Genomic DNA, 20,332 nt, shown 5'->3' with positions numbered 1-20,332 from the left:
CGCTTCGACGGACACGTGTCAGTGGACGTGTCAGGCCGGTGTCAGGCCGGTATCAGCTTGGCCGGCGACAGTGTTCGGGTGAACAGTTCAGCAATCGCTTCGGAGCGGCCGAAGGCATACGCGGACAAGACGATTCTCGCACTGGACGCGGACGCCCTCGGATACGCCGCGCGTTCCCATCAGGTCGCCTGGGCGGAGGGGTAACCGATGGAACTCAGGATGGATCGGGAGCGCTGCATCGGCGCCGGTATGTGCGTGCTGACCGCCCCCGAAGTATTCGACCAGGACACCGAGGACGGCCGGGTGGTGCCGCTGGACGCCACACCCGCGCCGGAGCGGGCGGCGGCCGTCCGTGCGGCCGTCCAGGTGTGCCCGTCCGGCGCGATCACCATCGTCGAGCAATCACCACGAGAGGAAAACCGATGAGTCGACCAGTTCCCATCCCGCACGGCCTACCCCTGGAGCGCGACGCGGGTCCGTTCGACCCGCCCCGCGAGATCACCCGGCTGCGCGAGGCTCGCCCGGTCAGTCCGATGGTCTTCCCCGACGGGCACGAGGGCTGGCTCGTCACCGGCTACGACGCGGTCCGCAGGCTCATGGCCGACACCCGGTTCAGTTCCCGCCAGGACATCGGCATCGTCCATGTGCCTTACGAGACGCCCGGCATGCCCGTCGCCACCGAGCCGTCCCCGCAGACGCCCGGCTTGTTCATCGCCATGGACCCCCCCGACCACACGCGGCTGCGGCGCAAGCTCATCGGCGCGTTCACCGTCAAGCGCATGAAGCAGCTCGAAGAGCACATCATCGACATCACCGAGCGGCAACTGGACGAGATGGCGCGCCTGGCCCCACCGGTCGACCTGGTCCAGGAGTTCGCCCTGCCGGTGCCCTCGCTGGTGATCTGCGAACTGCTCGGTGTCCCCTACGCGGACCGGGCGACCTTCCAGATCAACACCGCCAAGTTCTTGGTCAAGGATCAGTCGCTCGACGAGAAGATGGCCGCGTACGGTGCGATGACCACCTACCTGGCCCAACTGGTCATGGCCAAGCGCGGCGAACCCGGCGAGGACATCCTGTCCGATCTGGCTCGCCACGACGACCTCACCATCGAGGAGCTGACCGGCATCGCCTTCCTGCTGCTGCTCGCCGGACACGAGACCACCGCCAACATGCTCGCACTGGGCACCTTCGCGCTCCTGGAGCATCCCGGGCAATTGGCCGAACTGCGCGCCGACCCGGAGCTGATCCCCGACGCCGTCGAGGAGCTCATGCGCTACCTGTCCGTAGCCGACATCTTCTACCGCTACGCCACCGACGACATCGAACTCGGCGGTGAGACGATCGGCAAGGGGTCGACCGTCGTCGTCTCGTTGCTGGCCGCCAACCACGATCCCCAGCGCTTCGACGACCCCGACACCCTGGATATCCATCGCAAGGCGCGTGGTCATCTGTCCTTCGGCCACGGCGTCCACCAATGCCTCGGCCAGCAACTGGCCCGCATCGAGATGCGCGCCGGTTTCGCCGGACTGCTGCGCCGCTTCCCCACCCTCGAGCTCGCCATCCCCGCGGGTGAGGTGAGGCTCAGGACCGACATGAATATCTACGGCGTCCACGAATTGCCGGTCACCTGGACGGAATCGGGCGGGTAAAAGCTGTGCCCGATGGCGTCGGGCAGGTGCCGAGTGGGTTGCGAGCCGGCGAATGGGCAGGGACGGCGCCGTGCGGACCTGGCCGCTCGGCGCTCCCGCGGCGTATTCCCGGCTATCGCCGAACGGCTGTGGCGGTGGTCGGCATATCGCTGCCGCGGTGGCGGCGGCGAAAGTCTGGGAACCTACTTTGATACTCGCCGGTAACTATTCTACCGGTCAATAGCCTGCGGGTAGCTGACTACCTATTTTCAACCCTGGGGAGCTCCTGACATCGGCGTTCGCGCATAGCCGGTGATTGCGGCGTAAGAGTGGGTTGACGGAGGCGAACCGCCCCGGGCAGAATCGGCCGGGTTGGAACCGGGGGTGGAGGAGTTATGCGCGTTAAAACGGATATACATTTCACCGTCGCCGTCGATCCCGGCCAGGTCTTCGATGCGGTCGCCGCGATCGAAATGCTCCCCGAATGGTCGACGTATTCGGATGCGCGCGTGGCCACCCGAGACGAATCCGGGCGGCCACAGCGGGTTTACGTGACCGCCGAGACGCTGCTGGGCCGGTCCGACCTGCAGGTGCTCGAATACGACTGGACCGATGACCGTGTGTCCTGGCAGGTCATGGACAGCTGTGTCGGTCTCGGCGGCGGCGGGTGGTTCGAAGTGTCCGTCGATCGCACGGGATCGCAGGTGTGGTATCACACCGAGCTGCACTCCTCCCTGTTGCTGCCGGGACTTCTCCTCAAGCGCAGCGTCCGCCGGGAGAGCGAAACCGTCGTGCAGAACTTCATCGAATTCGCCGAAGGATTCACCGCGCCCCCGCAATCGCGCGCGGTATAGCGGTCACGTATCGAACCGGTCCGGGCTCACCACTGGATGTCCGCGGCCGTGTTCAACGGAGCGGCGACTTCTTCCGGCGCCAATTGCAGATCGGCGTCCCGTAGCGCTTGCGGGAAATGGAAGCGGGCGCGCTGCTCGATCTCGGTCAACGGGACTTGGAAGACACGGAACTCGTCGAGATCGAGCGCCTCCAGCTGATCCAGGTTCTGGCTCAGCAGGAAGCCGCGGGCTTTCAGTTCGCCGTTGTCCTCGAACGCGATGACCTTCCAGAACTCGCGCGGGATCCGGACCTGCCGGAATTCCCGGTCGTCCGCGGTGAAGACCGGGCCGCCGAACGCGCTGACCTTGAGGTCGTCGACGGTGGCGTCGGCGAAGACGGCGTCCTCGAGCCGTCCCCAGAGCCCGTCGCGCATGCTCTGGTTGAAGTCGTCCATCTGCGGGGTGATGTTGGTGTAGAAGAAGGAGTCCTTGTTGGCTTTCGCCGCTTCGGGCATGCTGCCCCAGAGCAGATCCGCGCGGCGCGCGAGGTGGCCGCGATCGAGCCGATTGTCGCGGTACAGCTCGTTGCCGACCTGGGCGTCCGCGTCGAGCCGCGGATCCTTGACGAAGTCGATCTTCTTCCGCGAGAGCTTCTTGATCGAGGCTCCGTCGATGTTCCAGGCCACCCAGATGGCGAAGCGGCGCGAGCGGCGCATCGCGAGGGAGAAGTGCGTGTAGTGCAGGACGTCCGCGCCGTCGAGCGCGGTCGCCACGTCGGGGCGGACCTCGGCGTCCACCTCGGGCAGCGGAATCGGCGACGCGAGGAAATGCGGATCGTATCCGGCGACGACCGCGACTTCTTCCGGGGCGGGCGGGGTCAACGTGATGCCGAGCTTCTCGAACACCGATTGCGGTAGGCAAGCCAGCGCGTGCTCGTCGGTGTCGGAGCCCGTTTCCCCGGCGAAATGCAATCCGGCCAGGACGGTGCTCGTGGTGCCGTCGGGTAGCGTGAACAACCACGCCGATCCGGAATCGCCGCCGCTGCTGATCTCGCCGTCGGACGGCGGACGGCCGGGGTCCGGTCCGATCTCGAAGCCGCCGATGCTCTTGCTGCCCACGCCGCGGTAGTCGATCTTGGCGACCACGTCCACGCGCCGCACGATGCCGTGGGTGACCGCGGTGGTCCGGCCGCTCTTGATCACCTTGTCACCCAGTTCGGGGTCTCCGAGGCGGTCCGGCACGACGCCGAGCCCGCTGACTTCGCCGCTGAAATGCCGGTTCTCGATGACGGCGACGGCGCAGTCGCCGGCCGTACCGAGATGGGACCTGACGAGTTTGCCGAGCCGATTGCGGTCGATGCGATTGTCGTCGCGCGGCCCCGGCTGCACGACATCGTCGCCGAGCCTGCCCGCCGAGGTGTGCAGAACGTGCCAATTGCTCAGTACGTACGGCGTCCCGTCGTCCCGGTCGTAGACCACGCAACCGATCGTTCCGGCTGTGCCGGTGGGGTGGGCGACGCTGATTCCGGGAACGATCGGATCCAGGCGCGTCTTGCGCTCCGGCGCCACCGCTTCGGCGACCAGCCGGAAGGCGGGCTCGAATTTGCGCTGCAGGACATCGGTCGGCACCTCGATCCCGTCGACGGTGACGGTCTCCGGAATCGTCGACGTGCCGAGCGCTTCGAGTTCCTCCGGCTCGGACACCTTCTCGTTCACGGTGAACTGCACCGCGATCTCACCGGTCGGCTTTCCGTCGACTTGTTTGTAGCCGATGCCGATCGAGGAGATATTGGGATCTTCGAGGAAATTCTCGCCTTTGCTGCGGATGAATTTGCGCAGTGCGGTGCGAAGATCGTCTTTCCGGGCGGGCGTCCGGCGGGCGGATGAGTTCTTTTTCGCAGGCATGGGTGACTCCGTGTTCGAGGTTCGCTGTGGTGAGACGTCGTCGTCGCACCTGCTTTCGCCATCGTCGGGTCACGGCGTCGTCCGCACACGAGTAGCGAACTACTCGAAAAGAAGGTGTGCTAAAAGTCCGCTGTCGCCCTTACCGACGTTCGGCGAGAGCTTGTCGCCGTCGCCGGAGGATGCGCCGCCGAGAAGAGCGGGATCAGCCGGGCGCGGTGATCGACCGGCGCCCGAAACGGCCCACGTCGGCGTACAGCGCCTCCGCCTCGGGTGCCGCGAGGGCGATCGCGGACTCAGTACGACAGGCGCGTCATGCGGATTTCGGAGATCGACATGCCGCGTCGGCGGCGGAACAAACCGCGCAGGGTCCCGGCGTTCAGATAGCCAACCTTGGCGGCCACCGCGTCCACCGTGAGCGAAGTGGTGCGCAGCAGATGCACGGCGCGTTCCAGGCGGATGTCGTGCACGAATTCGGTGGGGGACATGCCGAGTTCGGCGTGTGTGGCCCGCTGCAGGCTGCGTTCGGTGACGCCGATGGCGCGGGCGGCCTGGGCGATCCGGAAATTGTCGCCGAGGTGCGCGCGGACCCAGCGTTCGAAGGCGGCGGTGACCGAATCGCCCCGGGCGATGATCTCGGGAACGATGAACTCGCGTTGCGGTCGTCCCGCGCCGACGGCGAGGTAGCGCATAGCGCGCTCGGCCAGCGCCGGGCTCGTCGCGGCGATCAGCGACAGGGCAAGGTCCATGTGCGACAGCGCCGCGCCCGCGGTACTGACGCCACGGCCGCGGCACAGCGTGCGGCCCTCATCCAGCTCGACCCGCGGATAACGGCGCCGGAAGCTGGGGCCCAGCCACCAGCTGGTGGTGGCGGGGGAGCCGTCCAGCACGCCCGCCTCGGCCAGGAAGAACGTTCCGGTGCACGCGCCGGCGAGATGAGCTCCCCGGTCGCGGGCCGCGATCAGCCGGTCCAGGACGGGACGGCTGGCCGGGGCGGAGACGAGGTCGACCAGCGCCGCGGCCTCCAGAACATTCACCGCGGGCACGATCATCAGCTCGAAGTCGTCGCCGAGCTCATCGAGCGGGATGGTCGGCACGGTGTTGCCGTGACCCGACTGCACCGTGGCGCCGAACGACGCGCTGCGCACCCGCCACGGCTCCGGTGAGCCGGGGAGTTCGGCGCGCACGGCATTGGCGGTGTTGAAGGTCTCGAGCAGAGCGGCGTAACCGAAGTCGGCTACGCCGTCCACGACGAAGACGACGACGTCCATGTCGGAAACGGTACCGAAGATGTCGTTCACGACACTCGGTTCCGGCGCGATTCTGTCCTACCGTCATCGCCAGACGGCTCGCGACCGGCACTACCTGCCCGGCGAGCCGATCGAGCCCGCCGTACCTTGTCTGCTGGGAGTTCGCGTGACCATGATCGAAACGACCGGAACCCACCACATCCGGTTGACGGTGACCGACATCGCTCGGTCTCGTGCCTTCTACCGAGACGTACTCGGTTTCCCGATCGCCGCCGAATCCCCCGGCAGCCCGGATGATCCGGCGGTGCGCACCGATCCGATGCGGCTGTTCGGTGGCGTGGTGTTCCAGGCCAACGGCATGCTGCTGGGCCTGCGGCCGGTGGCCGCCCCGACCGACCGATTCGACTCGGAACGGGTGGGTCTGGACCATCTCAGCTTCACCGTTCCCGCGCGGGACGATTTGGTGGCCGCCGCCGCTCGCCTGTCCGAGGCAGGCATCGAACACGGCGAGATCACCGAGATGGCGGATTTCGGGATCGCGATCCTGTCGTTCTCCGACCCCGACGGTATCCATCTCGAACTGACTGCGCCCCTGTGAGTTTGCGCGCGCCCACAGCGGGCATGCCGGATCCGGAATGAACGCTGTCCTGATGAAGGCTTGGACGACCGGCCGCGCGATCGGTGCGGTCGTGCCGGGGAGGTAGGCCGATGCTGGTCCAGCGTGCTCGACCGCGGAAGCTGTCCGAGAACGCGGCGTTGCCGAGTCCGAGCGCTCTGCTGTGCGCGCTGGGCGGGCAGCACGTGCAGGGCCCGGTCGGCCGGTGGGCGCGCGAGTTGACCGAACTGCACCGCCAGTGCCGCGACGACGCGCGCGACGAGGTCGAGATCCGGCGACGCCGTACCGAGCTGGTCGACCGGATCGACACGTGGGCGACGTTGCACCTGCCGCGCGCCGCGCCGGGAGTCCGGCTGCACGACGCCAGCCTGGGCGAGGTGATCGATGGGATGGCGGCGGTCGCGGAAGAAGCGTTCTATCTGCTGATGAACGACGACCCGGGCGGCGAGCGCATGCACGCGGCCTGGACCCGGCTGGCCGAACTGGAGATCGCCTACACGGATCTGGTGCGTGCCGTCGAGGACGGCCGCCGTCGTCTCCCGGCGAAACGGACAGCGGGGACGGAATGATCTTCGGAAGCCTCGTGGGCGGCGCGGCGGGCATCCGTGCCGCGCTGCGCAGGACCTGGCCACCGAGTCGGTCGAATGCGCTGGTCAGCGTCATCGACGGTGGCAGGGCGATCCGCGCGTTCTCGCGCGGCGGGCCTGCTCGGCGCGCCGCCGCTGGTGACGACGCGCGTGTTGTGCCGTGGTCGATCGAAGCCCGTGGAGGAGAGGGCGTAGGCTTGGCGCTCCGACGGACGGCGCGACTTCTGGGAGCTGTGCATGAGCAAGGGTGAGGGGACTCCTCCCGCGACGACGCGGACCGGCACGATCAGTGTGCGGGTGCCCGCGACGTCCGAACAGCTGGCGATGTTGCGTGCCTTGGCCGAGACGGTCATGCTCATGGCCGATTTCGGCATCGATGAGGTGACCGACATCCGGCTGGCGCTCGACGAGGTGGCCAGCGCGCTGGTGCTGGACGCGGTGGACGGGGCGGAACTGGAGTGCGCCTTCGGCTTCGAGGACGACGCGGTGGACGTGCGGGTCTCCACCGTCACGGCGTCGGACACCAGCCCGGACGAGTCCGGCTTCGGCTGGCACATCGTGGCGACGCTGACGGATTCGGTCTCGGCGTCGCGCGGCGCGCACGACTCCGCCGCGGGCGGATACCCCACTGTCGTCGACTTCCGTTGGGTGCGCGGCGGCTCGAATAATGAGTAGCGAGCCGAATCAGGTCGATGCCAAGCGCAAGTCGAGGGGCGACAGCTACGACAACATCGAGCCGCTCTTCGCCGAACTGGCCGCGCTGGCTCCCGACGATCCGCGTCGCGACGCCGTGCGCGCCGAGTTGATCGAACGCTGTCTCCCACTGGCCGAACACATCGCCCGCAAGTTCAGCGGGCGCGGCGAGAGCTTCGAGGACCTGCTGCAGATCGCCCGGGTGGGTATGCTCGCCGCCGTCGACCGTTTCGATCCGGGACACGGCGCGACCTTCCTCTCGTTCGCCGTGCCGACGATCATGGGCGAAGTGCGCAGGCATTTCCGCGACTACGCGTGGTCGGTGCGAGTGCCGCGGCGGCTCAAGGAGATCCAGTCCACCATCGGCCCGACCGTGGAGATCCTCTCGCAACGGCTCGGCCGGATGCCGCGGGCGCGGGAGATCGCCGAGGAACTGGGCGCGGACCTCAACGAGGTGACCCAGGCGCTCATCGCCCGCAACGCCTACCAGACCTCTTCCATCGACGCCGCCTCCGACACCGACGACGCGGAATCCGGCGGTCCCTCGCTGCTGGACTCGCTCGGCGCCGAGGACCCCGACTTCAGCACCGTGGAGAACTATCTGGCGGTGAAGCCGCTGCTGGCCGCGCTGCCCGAACGCGAGAAGCAGGTGCTGGTGATGCGCTTCTTCGACTCGATGTCCCAGGAGCAGATCGCGCAGCGGATCGGCTGTTCGCAGATGCAGGTCTCGCGGATTCTGTCGAAGACCTTGAAATCGCTGCGCGAGCAGGCCCTGCGGGACTGACCCGCGGGCCGGGGTTCACTCGGCGGTCAGCTCGTCGTGGTACTCGCGCATCGCCTGGACGACCGCGACCAGGACGCGGTGCGCGCCGCGCAGGTCCGCGTCGGCCAGATCGGCCATCGCGGCGCGGGTCCGTCGCCCGAGCGGTGTGAAGAACCCGCGCGCCACGTCCATGCCGTGCTCGTCGTAGTGCAGGATGACCCGCCTGCGATCGGCCGGGTCGGCGGCGCGACGCAGGTGACCCGATTCGATCATGCGCTCGACCAGATAGGTCACCGCGGACGACGAGATCCCCATCAGTTTGCCGAGGCCGCCCGCGGTCAGCGGCGCACCCTCGAGCTCGGCGGTCGCGACATGCATCAGTGCGCGGAAATCGTTGGCGCGCAGGTCGTTGGTGCGCGCGAAGACCTGCCCGATCTGCTCGGAGATCGCGGTGAGGGCGCGGATGTCGGCGGCGATGTCGGTTTCCAGTCCGTCACGCTCCGGCCCGTCGGCGTTCGGCTCCTCGGTCAACGGCGCATCCTTTTCCACACGGGGGATCAGCGTAGTTCAGCAGATGTCTCAATTGCTTAATATTTCAATTTCTGAGAGAGTTGCGGTGTGAGCGCTTGGGATCGCTATGCGTCGGTGGTGACCGCGCGGACCTCGTGGGTGCTGCTGCTGGTCCTCGCCGCGGCCTCGATAGGCCTGATCGGTGCGGTGGGTGAGAACGAGTCCGCCGGGCAGGCCCCGACCGCGCTGCCGTCCTCGGCGGAGTCGGCGCGGGTCGAACAGGCGCTGGAAGAGTTCCCCGACGCGGGGACGGCCGCGGCCATCGTCGTCGTCACGCGCGCCGATGGCGGCGACCTGACCGACGACGACTGGAATGCCACCGCCGAAGCTGTGGCCCGTGCGGCGGGACGGGCGCCGGGGCCGGGCGACCTGATCGCGGCGCCCGACCGGAAGGCGGCGATCGGGCAGGTGCCCGTGAACGCCGATCTGAGCGGATTCGCGCTCACCGACCGCATCGCAGACATCCGCGCCGCCGCGCGCGCTGGCTTGCCCGCCGCACTCGTCCTGCAGGTCACCGGCGGCCCGGCCTTCGGTGCCGATATCGCCGACTCGTTCTCCGGCGCCGATGTCACGCTGCTCGCGGTGACCGCGGTGGTCGTCGCGGTGCTGCTGATCGCGACGTACCGGTCCCCGGTGCTGTGGCTGGTGCCGCTCGCGGTGGTCGGCGCGGCCGACCGGGTGGCCACCAGTGCCGGAACCGCGCTGGCGCGCGTGACCGAACTCAGCTTCGACGGATCCACCTCCGGCGTCACGAGCGTGCTCGTATTCGGCGCGGGCACCAACTACGCGCTGCTGCTGGTGTCGCGCTACCGCGACGAACTGCACCGGGAACCGGACCACCGGGCGGCGTTGCGGCAGGCGGTGCGGCGCGCCGGCCCCGCGATCCTGGCCAGCAACGTGACGGTGGTGGCCGCGCTGCTCGTGTTGCTGCTCGCCTCGGTGCCGAGCACGCGCAGCCTGGGGGTGATGGCCGCGCTCGGCTTGCTGGTGGCGGTGGTGTTCGTCCTGCTCGCGCTGCCCGCCGCGCTCGCGCTGTGCGGGCGCAAGGTGTTCTGGCCGTTCGTGCCGCAGGCCGACGACCGTGACACGGCCGACGAGGGGATCTGGCACGCGATCGCCGCACATGTGGTGCGCAGGCCCGCCCTCGTGGCGGGAACTGCGATCGCGGTGCTGGCGGTCTGCGCGACCGGCTTGCTGACGACGCAGGTCGGGCTGTCGCAGACCGAGCAGTTCCGGGTCCGCGCGGAATCGGTGGAGGGATTCGACGCTCTGGCGCGGCATTTCCCGTCCGGCGCCTCCGATCCCGCGATCATCCTCGCGCGCAGCGAGGCGGCGGCAGGCGTCGAGGAGGCGTTCCGGCGCACCGAGGGCGTGGTGCTGACCTCGCGAGCGGGCACCTCGCCGACCGGGCTGACCCGGTGGTCCGTGGTGATCGACGCACCGCCCTCCTCGGCGCGCGCCTTCGACACCATCGAGGCGCTGCGGGCGTCGGTCGCGCCGGTGCCGGGTGCCGACGCGATGGTGGGCGGGACCGATGCCCAGGCGCTGGACGTCCAGACCGCCGCGAGCCGGGACCGCAAGGTGGTCATCCCGCTGATCCTCGTCGTCGTGCTGGTGGTGCTGCTCGCACTGCTGCGCGCGGTGCCCGCCGCGCTGCTGCTGGTGGCGGTCACCGTGTTGAGCGCGCTGGCCGCGCTGGGGCTGGGCAGCTGGATGAGCGAGCACGTCTTCGGCTTCCCCGCGCTGGACATCAGCGTGCCGCTGTTCGCCTTCCTTTTCCTCGTCGCACTCGGCGTGGACTACACGATCTTCCTCGTCACCAGGGCTCGCGAGGAGACGCCGCGGCACGGCACCACGCACGGCATGGTGCGGGCGGTCTCGGTGACCGGCGCCGTGATCACCAGCGCGGGCATCGTGCTGGCGGCCGTGTTCTGCGTGCTCGGCGTGCTTCCGCTGATCACCCTCACCCAGGTCGGCATCGTGGTCGGCCTCGGCATCCTGCTCGACACCTTCGTGGTGCGCACGGTGGTGATCCCGGCGCTGTTCAGCCTGATCGGGCGCGGGATCTGGTGGCCGAGCGAACTGCGGCTGGTCGAGGAGCACGGCGCTGCTCCAGACGCGGATCAGTCGGCCGGCGACCAGCCGGGGCCGCGGAACAAGTAGCCGCCCTTGGCGCGCCAGGAGGACGCGCCGCGCAAGTCGCGCCAGATCGAGATCCACTCGTGGGTGGCGACCCTGGCCGGGTTGAACGTCGCGATGTTCTTGGTGAGCCCGTAGCGGACGCGTTCGGTCTCCGGCTCGAAGGTGCCGAACAACCGATCCCAGACGATCAGGATGCCGCCGTAGTTCTTGTCCAGGTAGCGATCGTTGGAGCCGTGGTGCACCCGGTGATGGGAGGGCGTGTTGAACACGAATTCCACCGGTCGCCACAACGTTCCCACCCGCTCGGTGTGGATGAAGAACTGGTAGAGCAGGCTGACGGACTGCTGCAGCAGGATCATCCAAGGCGGGAAGCCGGCCACTGCCAGCGGCAGCCAGTAGGGCAGCGAGCTGAACGGGGTCCACGGTTGGCGCAGGGCGGTGGAGAGGTTGTAGAACTCGCTGGAATGGTGCACCACGTGGCTGGCCCAGAACACGCGCACGGTGTGGTGGGTGCGGTGATACCAGTAGTAGGCGATCTCGTCGGCGAAGAACAGCGCGATCCAGGTGAGTGGCTGGTCGGCCGGGAGATGGACCGGCGCGGCCAGATACGCCGCGGCGTAGACCGCGACGACGACGAGTTTCCAGCCGAGGTTCACCACCACATTGCCCAGCCCCATGAGCACGCTGGTGCGGGCGTCACGGAACTGGTAGCCGAGCTGGTCGTCGTCGGGCAGCAAGTGGAAGGAGGCGGCTTCCAGCGCCAGGCAGAGCACGAAAACCGGTATGGCATGGGCGATCAGGTCGAACAAAGGTCAATCTTCCGGTACTGCTTGGGCATCGACCAGGCGGGTGAGCAGGGTATAAGCGGTGTCGTAGGCCCCGGCGGCGTCGCGGCGGGCGATGCACGCCGCCAGGGTGCGGTGCGCGCCCGGATCGATGTATTCCTTGTTCAGGCCCAGTTCGGCGATGACCTCCATGCCGATCCCGAAATACCCCGCGACCAGCGTGTTCAATGCCAGCCGGTAGGCGAGGTTGCCCGAGCCGTCGAGAATGGCCACCCAGAAGGCCAAGTCGGCCTCCACCACGGCGCCGAACGGCGCGGTCGCGTCCGGATAGGCGGCGGCGGCGCGCTGCACCGCCGCCAGCTGCTCGGCGTCGGCGTGCTCGGCACACAACCGAGCCGCGTCGGCGGCGACGGAACGCCGCATCACCGCGATATCGCGCAGAATCCGTTGCGCGGGTACCGCGCCCGAACGAGTGACCGCGGTCAGGATGTCCAAGCCCGCGTGTGAGCGCCAGTCGAGCACCCGGGTCTTGCCGCCCGGCGTGACGCGCACCAGCCCGCTCTGTTGCACCCGCTTGAGCGCTTCGCGCACGGCGTGGCGGTTCACCTGGAACATCTCGGCCAGTTCCCGCTCCGAGGGGAGCGTCGCCTCGGGGGCGATCCGTCCGCTCAGGATCGCGTCGATGATCTGGCCGAAGACGACATCGGAGACGGCGGTGCGCGCGACCGCGGCGAATTCCATGCGATCGAGTGTGGCGCACCGAGGTCAACAGGTCAACTGGTTGGACCAGTTGATCGCAAGAAGCAGGGCGGATGACCGCTCGGTGCGGCCATCCGCCCTACTCGAGCCGTCGCTACGGCCGTGGAGGACGCTTACGTCGGGTAGCGTCCGCTCCCCTGTAATCCACGACCGCGCCCGCCGGACGGTGGTCAGTGCCGGAAGGCGTCCTTGACCTTCTCGCCGGCGTCCTTCAGGTCGGACTTGACCTTGTCGGTGCGGCCCTCGTCGCGCTTCCCCCGGTCGCCCGTGGCCTCGCCGAACTTCTCTTTGGCCTGGCCGGCGACTTTTTCGGCCTTGTTCTTCGCCTTGTCGACTGTGCTCATGTCACAACCTCCTTGTGAAGAGACCGGCCGACCATCTTCAGCCGGTCCTCTACGCGATAGCCCGTTATCGGGAGGCCAAACGTCCGGCATTGCCGAACAAAGCAGAAGACCCGGCCGAAACCGGGTCTTCACGAAATTCGTGTGTATCGAAAACGACGAGTTCACGCGGTGTCTTCCACCGCGGAACCCAGCGGGAAAGCGGATTACGAGGCAGGAACCGTGGGCGGCGTGAGAAGGCCTTGAAGCACACCGACGCCCGCGCCGACAGCCGCGCCGACGGCGATGGCAGGGGAGGCGACGAACCCGTAACCGATGGCGGCGCCGAGAGCCATGACGGCCACCGTCCCGGTCGGGAACATCGGCAGGCCCGCGATGGCGCCGCAGACAGCGCCGATGACGGCTCCGATGGATGCGACCGGCGAGGCCACCATACTGCCCACCGAGGCGCCGATGGCGGTGGAGCCGAGGAGGTCGGCGGCGATCCGGTCGGAGCGCGAGGGCTCGAAGCCCGCCGAATCCAAGGTCTGCGCGAGACTCGCTTCCGGACCCGCGATCGCGTCGTTGAAGATCTTGCCCTGCTCGGGCGTCAGGAAGTCCGGCCTGCCGATCACCACCGAACCCACGCGCAGCGTCCCGGGCGGCGCCTCGATCGGCGCGACCCCGGGAGCCGGGGCGGCGGGGTTGGGCAGATGCAGTCGCTGCGGGACGATGGGGGCGAGCACGTTCGGGTCCGGCATCGGCCGATTGGTGCTCAAGTCGTTGCGGCCTGCGGAGACCGGAGGCGGCGCGACCTCGGGCGGAACGACGTCGTCCACGGGATCGGCCGCCGGAGCGAGGACGCCGACGGCGGGCGCCGGGGCGAACGGGATCTGGACGGAGATCTCCGGCAGCAGCGGGTCGGCGGTGGCGGTCGCGGCGCCGACCACGGACAACGGGATGGCGCTCGCGACGACCAGAGTGGCGGCGCGGCGTAAGAAGGGGTGTGCTGGAGTTTCGGGTACCGCTATGTCCATGGACTTACCCACCTCATTCTGAAGAGGACATATACCTACCTTTCTAGTTCGGTTCACAAAGCCTTACGGATGCGCGAAACTTCGATTTCTTTTCCGGTCGCGAGGAACCGCGCCCGTGCCAATCGAATCCGCGCCACGGGGGCGAATAGCCGTGCGCCGGTGGGTAACCGATGACCACCGTCGGCGCGTCGCTATTTGCCAACGGAAATCATGGAAAACCGCTTCGAAACGGGTCGCCGCCCTGCTGGGCCGCGCTCGATCCGGATCGCGGACAGGCAAAACGCCCCGGGGCACACCACCCCGGGGCGCGCTGCGTCAGGACGCCGCCGCGAAACCCGCGCGCAGATCGGCGAGGATGTCGTCGATGCCTTCGATGCCGACGGCGAGCCGGACCAGGCCGGGCGTGACGCCCGCGGCCAGTTGCTCTTCCGGCGTCAGCTGCGAATGGGTGGTGGATGCCGGGTGGATCACCAGCGAGCGCACGTCGCCGATGTTGGCGACATGACTGTGCAGCCGCAGCGCCTCGACGAACCGCTTGCCCGCGTCCACGCCGCCGGCCAGTTCGAAGCCGATCACCGCGCCGGTGCCCTTCGGCGCGAGGGCGCGGCCCCGCTCGTACCACGGCGAGGACGGCAGGCCCGCGTAGGACACCGAGGTGACTTCCGAACGGGTGGTGAGGAATTCGGCCACCGCCTGCGCGTTCTGCACATGCCGCTCGACCCGCAGGCTCAGCGTCTCCAGGCCCTGGCTGATCAGGAACGCGTTGAACGGCGAGACCGCCGAGCCGAGATCGCGCAGCAGTTGCACGCGCGCCTTGAGCGCGTAGGCGGGCGCGCCGAGTTCGGCGTACACGACACCGTGGTAGCTCGGGTCGGGTTCGGTGAAGCCAGGGAACCGGCCACCGGTCCAGTCGAACGTGCCGCCGTCCACGATCACGCCCGCGATGGCCGCGCCGTGTCCGCCGAGGTATTTGGTGGCCGAGTGCACGACGATGTCGGCGCCGTGGGCCAACGGCTGGATCAGGTACGGCGTGGCGACGGTGTTGTCCACGATCAGCGGCACACCGTGGTCGTGCGCGACGCCCGCGATCCCCGGGATGTCGAGGATGTGGTTCTGCGGGTTGGAGACCGTTTCACCGTAGAGCGCTTTGGTGTTCGGGCGGATGGCCGCCTTCCACTGCTCGAGGTCGTCGGGGTCCTCGACGAAGGAGACCTCGATGCCGAGCTTGGGCAGCGAGTAGTGGAAGAGGTTGTAGGTGCCGCCGTAGAGCCGGGGGCTGGAGACGATGTGGTCGCCCGCGCCTGCGATGTTGAGGATCGCGAAGGTCTCCGCGGCCTGCCCGGAGGCGAGCAGCAGGGCGGCGACGCCGCCTTCCAGCGCGGCGATGCGCTGCTCCACCGCATCCTGGGTCGGGTTCATGATCCGGGTGTAGATGTTGCCGGGCTCGGCCAGACCGAACAGCGCCGCCGCGTGCGCGGTGTCGCGGAAGGTGTAGGAGGTGGTCTGGTAGATCGGCAGCGCGCGGGCGTTGGTGGTGCCGTCCGGAATCTGTCCGACGTGGATCTGCTTCGTCTCGAAGCTCCAGTCCTGGGACAGGTCGGGTTCGGTCATCGGGGTGGTCCTCCTTCGGTGATGGGTCGATCGGGTTGCGACGGCGGCTATTCGGTGATCAGGGTGGTCTCGACCGGAGTACGCCCGGTGGTGAGATCGAGCACGGGGCAGTGCGCGTCGACGGCCTGCTGCAATTCGGCATAGCGCTGTTCGGTGTCGGGTCCGCCGATGCGAACGGTCACCCGCACCGCCTGGAAACCGGCGCGGACGTTGTCATCCAAGCCGAAGAACCCGCGCACGTCGAGATCGCCCTCGGCGCTCACCGACAATTCGTCGACGGTGATGCCGAGGCGCTGGGCCCAGAACCGATAGGTCACCACCTGACAGGCGATGAGCGACGCCAGGTACACCTCGACCGGGTTGGGTGCGGTGTCCGCGCCGCCGAGCGCGGGCGGCTCGTCCACGCGCACGGTGTGCCTGCCGAGAGTGATCGCGCTGCCCACCGTCCCCTCCGGGGTGCCGGAGGCACGGAACACCACCAGCGCGTTCGCCGGGTCGTCCGCGACGGCACGGGCCGTCGTGTCGGCGATGTCGTCGAGCGTGGCGCCCACATCAGTTGTCATGTCCACTGACGCTAGGAACCCGGGCGGGCGACGGCGATAGTTACATTCGGACTGAGTGCAACGATGGCGGGCGGCTTCTCGTGCGACGCGGTCAGTCCGCGGGCTCCGGCTCGCTGTCCGGTTCCGGCGTCGGCGCGGTGGCCGCGTCGATCTGCTCGCCGACATATCGCAGGACGACCGCGGCCATCGCGACCACGGGGACGGCCAGGAACGCGCCGACGATTCCGTACAGGGAGCCGCCCGCGGTGACCGCCAGCAACACGATGACCGCGTGCAGTTGCATGCTGCGGCTCTGCAACACCGGCTGCAGCACATTGCCCTCCAGTTGCTGCACGGCGATGACGATGCCGAGCACGATCAGCGCGGTCACGAAGCCGTTGCCCACCAGAGCGACCAGCACCGCGAGCGCACCCGCGACGAACGCGCCGACCATCGGGACGAACCCGCCGAGGAACGTGATCACCGCCAGGACCAGCGCCAGCGGAACACCGAGGATGACCAGGCCCGCGCCGATGCACACCGCGTCGACCAGGCTGACCAGCGCTTGGGTGCGGATGAATCCGCCGAGCACGACCCAGACCCGGTTGAGCACCTCTTCGAGGTGCCTGCCGCTGCGGCTGCCGGAGACGCTGTGCAACCACGGCAGGAAACGCGGGCCGTCCTTGACGAAGAAGAAGGTCAGCACGAGCACCAGGAACAGAGTGACCAGCACCGACGTCGCGGTGGTGACGCCGCTGAACACTCCGGTCGCGATCTGCTCCGAACTGGACTGCAACTTGGAGACGATCGCGTCCACGGCCGAATCCAATTGCTCGTCCCGCATTCTGAGCGGCGGCCCTTGCAGCCAGTCGCGCACCCGGTTGACGCCCTCGCTGGCCTTGTCGGCGAGTTCCGGGGCCTGATCCACGACCGACGGCACGATCAGCGCGATGATGCCGGCCAGCACACCGATGAATCCGAGCACCGCGAGCGAGGCGGCCGCGGCGGGCGGCAGCCCGCGAGCGGTGAGCCAGCGCACGGGCGGCCACAGCACGGTGGCGACGACGATCGCCAGCGCCACCGGCAGGATCACCACCCACAGCCGGGCGACCAGGAATCCGAGCACCCACGCGCCCGCCGCGATCGCGACGATGCACACCGCCCACTTGGCCAGCCAGACCAGACCCGCGCCGATGACGTCGCCGCGATCCCGCGGTGCCGGCTTGTCCGATCCGTGGGTTTTGCTACGTTCGCTCACGGGCCCAGTCTGGCATGAGGACGCCCGATCGATCAGAGCGCGCGGCGGTCCGCCGGGCGCGCACAGGCCGGGCGCGCGCTGTTTGACCGCGCAGCCCCGGGTCATCACCTGAGCAAGTCATCGGAAGGATGGTTGCCGTGCGGTGTGTGGTGTTCGGTGCGACCGGATACATCGGCGGACGACTGGTGCCCGAACTGCTGCGCGCCGGTCACACGGTCCGCGTGCTGGCTCGCACCCCGGGCAAACTCGCCGAGGCGCCGTGGCGCGATCGCGTCGAGGTGCTGGCCGGCGACGTGACCTCCGCCGCCGACGTGCGCGCCGCACTGGCCGGGCAGGACGTGCTGTACTACCTGGTCCACTCCTTGACGCGGGCCGATTTCGACACCGTGGACCGCAACGCCGCCACGCTGGTCGCGGCCGAGGCGGCGGACGCCGGGCTGACCAGAATCGTCTACTTGGGCGGCATCGTCCCGGATGCCCAGCGGCTGTCGCGGCACCTGGCCTCGCGCGCCGAGGTCGGCGACATCCTCGGGGCGGGCACGGTGCCCGTGCTGGTGTTGCGGGCCGCGGTGATCATCGGTTCCGGCTCGGCCAGTTTCGAGATGCTGCGCTATCTGACCGAGCGGCTGCCGATGATGGTCACCCCGCGCTGGGTGCACAACCGGATCCAGCCGATCGCGGTGCGTGACGTGCTGTATTACCTGACCGAGGCGGCCTCGCTGCCCGACGGCGCGGGCGGCGCCTTCGATATCGGCGGTCCGGACGTGCTGACCTATGCGCAGATGATGCGCGGCTACGCCGAAGTGGCGCAACTGCCGCGCCGGCTGATCGTGCCGGTGCCGGTGCTGACGCCGTGGTTGTCGGCGCAATGGGTGAATCTGGTGACGCCGGTGCCGCGTTCGATCGCCGTGCCGCTGATGGAATCGCTGATCAACGACGTGGTCTGTCACGATCACGCGATCGCCGACCTCATCCCGGACCCGCCGGGCGGACCGACCGATTACCGCCGGGCGGTGACGCTGGCGCTGCAGAAGATTCGCGACCTGGACGTGCCGACCAGGTGGTCGGACGCCCATCCGCCGGGCGCGCCGTCGGATCCACTGCCCACCGACCCGGAATGGTCGGGCGGCTCGCTGTACCGGGATGTGCGGGAACGGCACACCGACGCCGACCCGGCGACGCTGTGGCGGGTGATCGAGGCGATCGGGGGTGAGCACGGCTGGTATTCGTTCCCGCTGGCCTGGTCTCTGCGCGGTTGGATTGACCGGCTGGCGGGGGGCGTCGGTCTCGGTCGCGGGCGGCGAGACCCGCACCGGTTGCACGAGGGCGAAGCGCTGGATTGGTGGCGGGTGGAGCGGTTGGAGCGGCCTCGGATGCTGCGGTTGCGCGCGGAGATGCGGGTGCCGGGCCGGGCCTGGCTGGAACTCGCGGTCGAGCCGGACGGCCCCGGCGCCACCTATCGGCAGTGCGCGTTGTTCGAGCCGCACGGGCTGGCCGGGCACCTGTACTGGAAGTCGATCGCGCCGTTCCACGCCGCTATCTTCGGCGGGATGGCGCGCAACATCACCGGCGCCGCGGAAGCGGTCCGCGCGCGCTGACCCGGTCCGGTCGCCTGCGCTTCGGTTATCCCGGCTCGGAGCCTCGGACGATATCGCGCGGCGAAGGTTCCGCATCCGCCCGGCGCCCGACTTACGCTGATCCTGGTGGCGGTTTCGGAGCGTCGACGGCTGGGAGTCTCGGTGGGCGTGGCATTGGTCAAAGGTCAGAACGCGGCGTTGGACGTGCCGCGCGTGCTGGTGTCGGTGCGCGCCGGGGCCGCGGTCGACGTGTCGGCACTGTTGGTGACCGAGGCCGGTCGCGTGCGGTCGGACGCGGACTTCGTGTTCTTCAACCAGCCCAGCGCCCCCGGTGTGTCGCTGGAACGGGGAACGCCGGGCGCACTGTCGGTTTCGCTCGCCGACCTGCCCGCGGACATCGCGCAACTGCGGGCCGTGCTCACCCTCGACGATCCGGCCGAGACCTTCGGCCGGATCGCGCCCCCGGTCGCCACCGTGACCGACGCGGCCGGAAATGTGCTGTACGAATACCGCATCGAGGGTTTGGGCAGCGAATCCGTGGTGATCGCGCTGGAGCTGTACCGCCGCCAGGGCGGATGGAAGGTGCGCGCGGTCGGGCAAGGCTATGCGGGCGGGTTCGCCGCACTGGTCACCGATCACGGCGTGAGCGTGGACGAGGAGCCGTCTCCGTCGGCGGTCACGTCCGTGGAACCGGCCGCGCCCGACTCGTCGGCGCGCGTGGTCCCGGACGTCTTCACCGTTCCCGGCGAGGCGAAGCTCTCCTTCGAGAAGCGCGCGACGCTGGATCTGCGCAAGCGCGAGGTCGCGAAAGTCCTCATCGGCAAGGACGCTTTCGGCATCCGCGCGCGTGTCGTCCTGGTCGTCGACAAGACGGGCAGCATGCAGCGGCAGTATCGCGACCACGTGGTGCATCGCGTCGTGCAGCGCATGATCCCCGTGGCCACGCAGCTCGACGACGACGGGACTCTGGAGGCGTACCTCTACGCCGTCTCGTTCGCCAAGCTGCCCGACATCGCCGTCGAGCACGGTGACGAGTGGGCTCGGACCTATCTGCATCTGGGCGGAACCCACGGGGGCATCGACTACGACCGGCTCGGTGGCCGCAACGACGAACTGCCGATCATGCGCGACATCATCGGCTCGTTGCGCCCGGGCGGCCGCCCCACCCTCGTGCTGTTCTTCACCGACGGCGGCTTCGCCAAGAAGCGCGAGATCGCGGCACTCATGCGGGAAGCCGCGTTGCTGCCTGCCTTCTGGCAGTTCGTCGGCCTCGGCCGGGCCAACTACGGTCTGCTGCGGAGCCTGGACGAGCTGTCCGGCCGTGCGGTGGACAACGCGGGGTTCTTCGCACTCGACGACATCGATCAGGTCGACGACGCGCAGCTCTACGCCCGATTGCTCGGCGAGTTCCCCGACTGGTTACGCGCCGCGCGGAACGCGGGCATCCTGCGCTGACCCGC

Annotated in this window: 21 protein-coding genes; 11 read left to right on the top strand and 10 right to left on the bottom strand. The window is 68.8% G+C overall.

The features are described 5' to 3' along the window. Positions 1 to 78: 78 nt before the first annotated feature. The 4 genes from ACWEKR_RS16070 (at position 79) to ACWEKR_RS16055 (ending at position 2,482) form a co-directional block, all read left to right on the top strand. Entirely contained in the window at positions 79 to 204 is a 126-nt protein-coding gene (locus tag ACWEKR_RS16070; protein ID WP_452355095.1) for a hypothetical protein, read from the top strand. A 3-nt stretch (positions 205 to 207) separates the two neighbouring features. Then, positions 208 to 426, top strand: a complete 219-nt coding sequence (locus ACWEKR_RS16065) for a ferredoxin (RefSeq protein ID WP_452355094.1) — start codon at positions 208 to 210, stop codon at positions 424 to 426. Further along, positions 423 to 1,649 carry a cytochrome P450 gene (locus ACWEKR_RS16060; protein ID WP_452355093.1) on the top strand — a complete coding sequence of 409 codons (1,227 nt, stop codon included), beginning with the start codon at positions 423 to 425 and terminating at the stop codon, positions 1,647 to 1,649. The genes ACWEKR_RS16065 and ACWEKR_RS16060 overlap by 4 nt, the downstream gene beginning before the upstream one ends. 374 nt (positions 1,650 to 2,023) lie before the next feature. Further along, positions 2,024 to 2,482: an SRPBCC family protein gene (locus tag ACWEKR_RS16055; protein WP_452355092.1), complete on the top strand. Its 459-nt coding sequence runs from the start codon at positions 2,024 to 2,026 to the stop codon at positions 2,480 to 2,482. A 26-nt stretch (positions 2,483 to 2,508) separates the two neighbouring features. On the opposite strand, the gene ACWEKR_RS16050 is transcribed toward ACWEKR_RS16055, so the two are convergent. Next, positions 2,509 to 4,365, bottom strand: a complete 1,857-nt coding sequence (locus ACWEKR_RS16050) for a DNA/RNA non-specific endonuclease (protein WP_452355091.1) — start codon at positions 4,363 to 4,365, stop codon at positions 2,509 to 2,511. 293 nt (positions 4,366 to 4,658) lie between these two features. Beyond that, positions 4,659 to 5,633: a GlxA family transcriptional regulator gene (locus tag ACWEKR_RS16045; protein ID WP_452355090.1), complete on the bottom strand. Its 975-nt coding sequence runs from the start codon at positions 5,631 to 5,633 to the stop codon at positions 4,659 to 4,661. Between the two features lie 151 nt (positions 5,634 to 5,784). Here ACWEKR_RS16045 and ACWEKR_RS16040 point away from each other — a divergent pair, with 151 nt between their 5' ends. The 4 genes from ACWEKR_RS16040 to ACWEKR_RS16025 all read left to right on the top strand — a co-directional run bounded on the left by ACWEKR_RS16040 (position 5,785) and on the right by ACWEKR_RS16025 (position 8,292). Next, positions 5,785 to 6,210 carry a VOC family protein gene (locus ACWEKR_RS16040; RefSeq protein WP_452355140.1) on the top strand — a complete coding sequence of 142 codons (426 nt, stop codon included), beginning with the start codon at positions 5,785 to 5,787 and terminating at the stop codon, positions 6,208 to 6,210. Positions 6,211 to 6,320: 110 nt separating this feature from the next. Beyond that, positions 6,321 to 6,797, top strand: coding sequence for a DUF4254 domain-containing protein (locus ACWEKR_RS16035; RefSeq protein WP_452355089.1), 477 nt, complete (start codon positions 6,321 to 6,323; stop codon positions 6,795 to 6,797). A gap of 255 nt (positions 6,798 to 7,052) precedes the next feature. Continuing rightward, the gene (locus ACWEKR_RS16030) at positions 7,053 to 7,490 is read left to right on the top strand and encodes an ATP-binding protein (protein WP_195086873.1); all 438 of its coding nucleotides are present in this window, start codon (positions 7,053 to 7,055) and stop codon (positions 7,488 to 7,490) included. Beyond that, the gene (locus ACWEKR_RS16025) at positions 7,483 to 8,292 is read left to right on the top strand and encodes an RNA polymerase sigma factor SigF (RefSeq protein WP_452355088.1); all 810 of its coding nucleotides are present in this window, start codon (positions 7,483 to 7,485) and stop codon (positions 8,290 to 8,292) included. The genes ACWEKR_RS16030 and ACWEKR_RS16025 overlap by 8 nt, the downstream gene beginning before the upstream one ends. Positions 8,293 to 8,307: 15 nt before the next feature. Here the strand turns inward: ACWEKR_RS16025 and ACWEKR_RS16020 are convergent, their stop codons facing one another. Beyond that, positions 8,308 to 8,802 carry a MarR family winged helix-turn-helix transcriptional regulator gene (locus tag ACWEKR_RS16020; protein WP_159840104.1) on the bottom strand — a complete coding sequence of 165 codons (495 nt, stop codon included), beginning with the start codon at positions 8,800 to 8,802 and terminating at the stop codon, positions 8,308 to 8,310. 117 nt (positions 8,803 to 8,919) lie between these two features. On the opposite strand from ACWEKR_RS16020, the gene ACWEKR_RS16015 reads away from it, so the two are divergent. Next, entirely contained in the window at positions 8,920 to 11,004 is a 2,085-nt protein-coding gene (locus ACWEKR_RS16015; protein WP_452355139.1) for an MMPL family transporter, read from the top strand. Here the strand turns inward: ACWEKR_RS16015 and ACWEKR_RS16010 are convergent. The 7 genes from ACWEKR_RS16010 to ACWEKR_RS15980 form a co-directional block, all read right to left on the bottom strand. Then, positions 10,965 to 11,792, bottom strand: a complete 828-nt coding sequence (locus ACWEKR_RS16010; protein ID WP_452355087.1) for a sterol desaturase family protein — start codon at positions 11,790 to 11,792, stop codon at positions 10,965 to 10,967. The two genes, ACWEKR_RS16015 and ACWEKR_RS16010, sit on opposite strands and share 40 nt — an antisense overlap. Positions 11,793 to 11,795: 3 nt before the next feature. Continuing rightward, the gene (locus ACWEKR_RS16005) at positions 11,796 to 12,509 is read right to left on the bottom strand and encodes a FadR/GntR family transcriptional regulator (RefSeq protein ID WP_195086867.1); all 714 of its coding nucleotides are present in this window, start codon (positions 12,507 to 12,509) and stop codon (positions 11,796 to 11,798) included. 188 nt (positions 12,510 to 12,697) lie between these two features. Beyond that, complete coding sequence (locus ACWEKR_RS16000; RefSeq protein ID WP_452355086.1) at positions 12,698 to 12,871, bottom strand: CsbD family protein; 174 nt, start codon at positions 12,869 to 12,871, stop codon at positions 12,698 to 12,700. A 203-nt stretch (positions 12,872 to 13,074) separates the two neighbouring features. After that, positions 13,075 to 13,884: a hypothetical protein gene (locus tag ACWEKR_RS15995; RefSeq protein ID WP_452355085.1), complete on the bottom strand. Its 810-nt coding sequence runs from the start codon at positions 13,882 to 13,884 to the stop codon at positions 13,075 to 13,077. A gap of 315 nt (positions 13,885 to 14,199) precedes the next feature. Continuing rightward, positions 14,200 to 15,495: a bifunctional o-acetylhomoserine/o-acetylserine sulfhydrylase gene (locus ACWEKR_RS15990; protein ID WP_452355084.1), complete on the bottom strand. Its 1,296-nt coding sequence runs from the start codon at positions 15,493 to 15,495 to the stop codon at positions 14,200 to 14,202. Between the two features lie 47 nt (positions 15,496 to 15,542). Continuing rightward, positions 15,543 to 16,058 (bottom strand): OsmC family protein, encoded by a 516-nt coding sequence (locus ACWEKR_RS15985; RefSeq protein ID WP_195086859.1) that lies wholly within the window; start codon positions 16,056 to 16,058, stop codon positions 15,543 to 15,545. 91 nt (positions 16,059 to 16,149) lie between these two features. Then, complete coding sequence (locus ACWEKR_RS15980) at positions 16,150 to 17,295, bottom strand: AI-2E family transporter (RefSeq protein ID WP_452355083.1); 1,146 nt, start codon at positions 17,293 to 17,295, stop codon at positions 16,150 to 16,152. 128 nt (positions 17,296 to 17,423) lie between these two features. On the opposite strand from ACWEKR_RS15980, the gene ACWEKR_RS15975 reads away from it, so the two are divergent. Both ACWEKR_RS15975 and ACWEKR_RS15970 read left to right on the top strand, forming a co-directional pair. Further along, positions 17,424 to 18,893, top strand: coding sequence for an SDR family oxidoreductase (locus tag ACWEKR_RS15975; protein WP_452355082.1), 1,470 nt, complete (start codon positions 17,424 to 17,426; stop codon positions 18,891 to 18,893). A 105-nt stretch (positions 18,894 to 18,998) separates the two neighbouring features. Further along, entirely contained in the window at positions 18,999 to 20,327 is a 1,329-nt protein-coding gene (locus tag ACWEKR_RS15970) for a vWA domain-containing protein (protein WP_452355081.1), read from the top strand. The last annotated feature ends 5 nt before the right edge of the window (positions 20,328 to 20,332 follow it).

The sequence above is a fragment of the Nocardia sp. NPDC004573 genome, assembly GCF_053602135.1.
Note: the sequence above shows the minus strand (reverse complement) of the source record. Positions and strands in the feature narration are given on the sequence as shown.

Coding starts and splice junctions, on each gene's coding strand:
- ACWEKR_RS15995 (WP_452355085.1), bottom strand. CDS start 13,884: ATGGACATAGCGGTACCCGAAACTCCAGCACACCCCTTCTTACGCCGC.
- ACWEKR_RS16045 (WP_452355090.1), bottom strand. CDS start 5,633: ATGGACGTCGTCGTCTTCGTCGTGGACGGCGTAGCCGACTTCGGTTAC.
- ACWEKR_RS16030 (WP_195086873.1), top strand. CDS start 7,053: ATGAGCAAGGGTGAGGGGACTCCTCCCGCGACGACGCGGACCGGCACG.
- ACWEKR_RS16065 (WP_452355094.1), top strand. CDS start 208: ATGGAACTCAGGATGGATCGGGAGCGCTGCATCGGCGCCGGTATGTGC.
- ACWEKR_RS16050 (WP_452355091.1), bottom strand. CDS start 4,365: ATGCCTGCGAAAAAGAACTCATCCGCCCGCCGGACGCCCGCCCGGAAA.
- ACWEKR_RS16025 (WP_452355088.1), top strand. CDS start 7,483: ATGAGTAGCGAGCCGAATCAGGTCGATGCCAAGCGCAAGTCGAGGGGC.
- ACWEKR_RS16000 (WP_452355086.1), bottom strand. CDS start 12,871: ATGAGCACAGTCGACAAGGCGAAGAACAAGGCCGAAAAAGTCGCCGGC.
- ACWEKR_RS16060 (WP_452355093.1), top strand. CDS start 423: ATGAGTCGACCAGTTCCCATCCCGCACGGCCTACCCCTGGAGCGCGAC.
- ACWEKR_RS15975 (WP_452355082.1), top strand. CDS start 17,424: ATGGTTGCCGTGCGGTGTGTGGTGTTCGGTGCGACCGGATACATCGGC.
- ACWEKR_RS16040 (WP_452355140.1), top strand. CDS start 5,785: ATGATCGAAACGACCGGAACCCACCACATCCGGTTGACGGTGACCGAC.
- ACWEKR_RS15990 (WP_452355084.1), bottom strand. CDS start 15,495: ATGACCGAACCCGACCTGTCCCAGGACTGGAGCTTCGAGACGAAGCAG.
- ACWEKR_RS16005 (WP_195086867.1), bottom strand. CDS start 12,509: ATGGAATTCGCCGCGGTCGCGCGCACCGCCGTCTCCGATGTCGTCTTC.
- ACWEKR_RS15985 (WP_195086859.1), bottom strand. CDS start 16,058: ATGACAACTGATGTGGGCGCCACGCTCGACGACATCGCCGACACGACG.
- ACWEKR_RS16055 (WP_452355092.1), top strand. CDS start 2,024: ATGCGCGTTAAAACGGATATACATTTCACCGTCGCCGTCGATCCCGGC.
- ACWEKR_RS16035 (WP_452355089.1), top strand. CDS start 6,321: ATGCTGGTCCAGCGTGCTCGACCGCGGAAGCTGTCCGAGAACGCGGCG.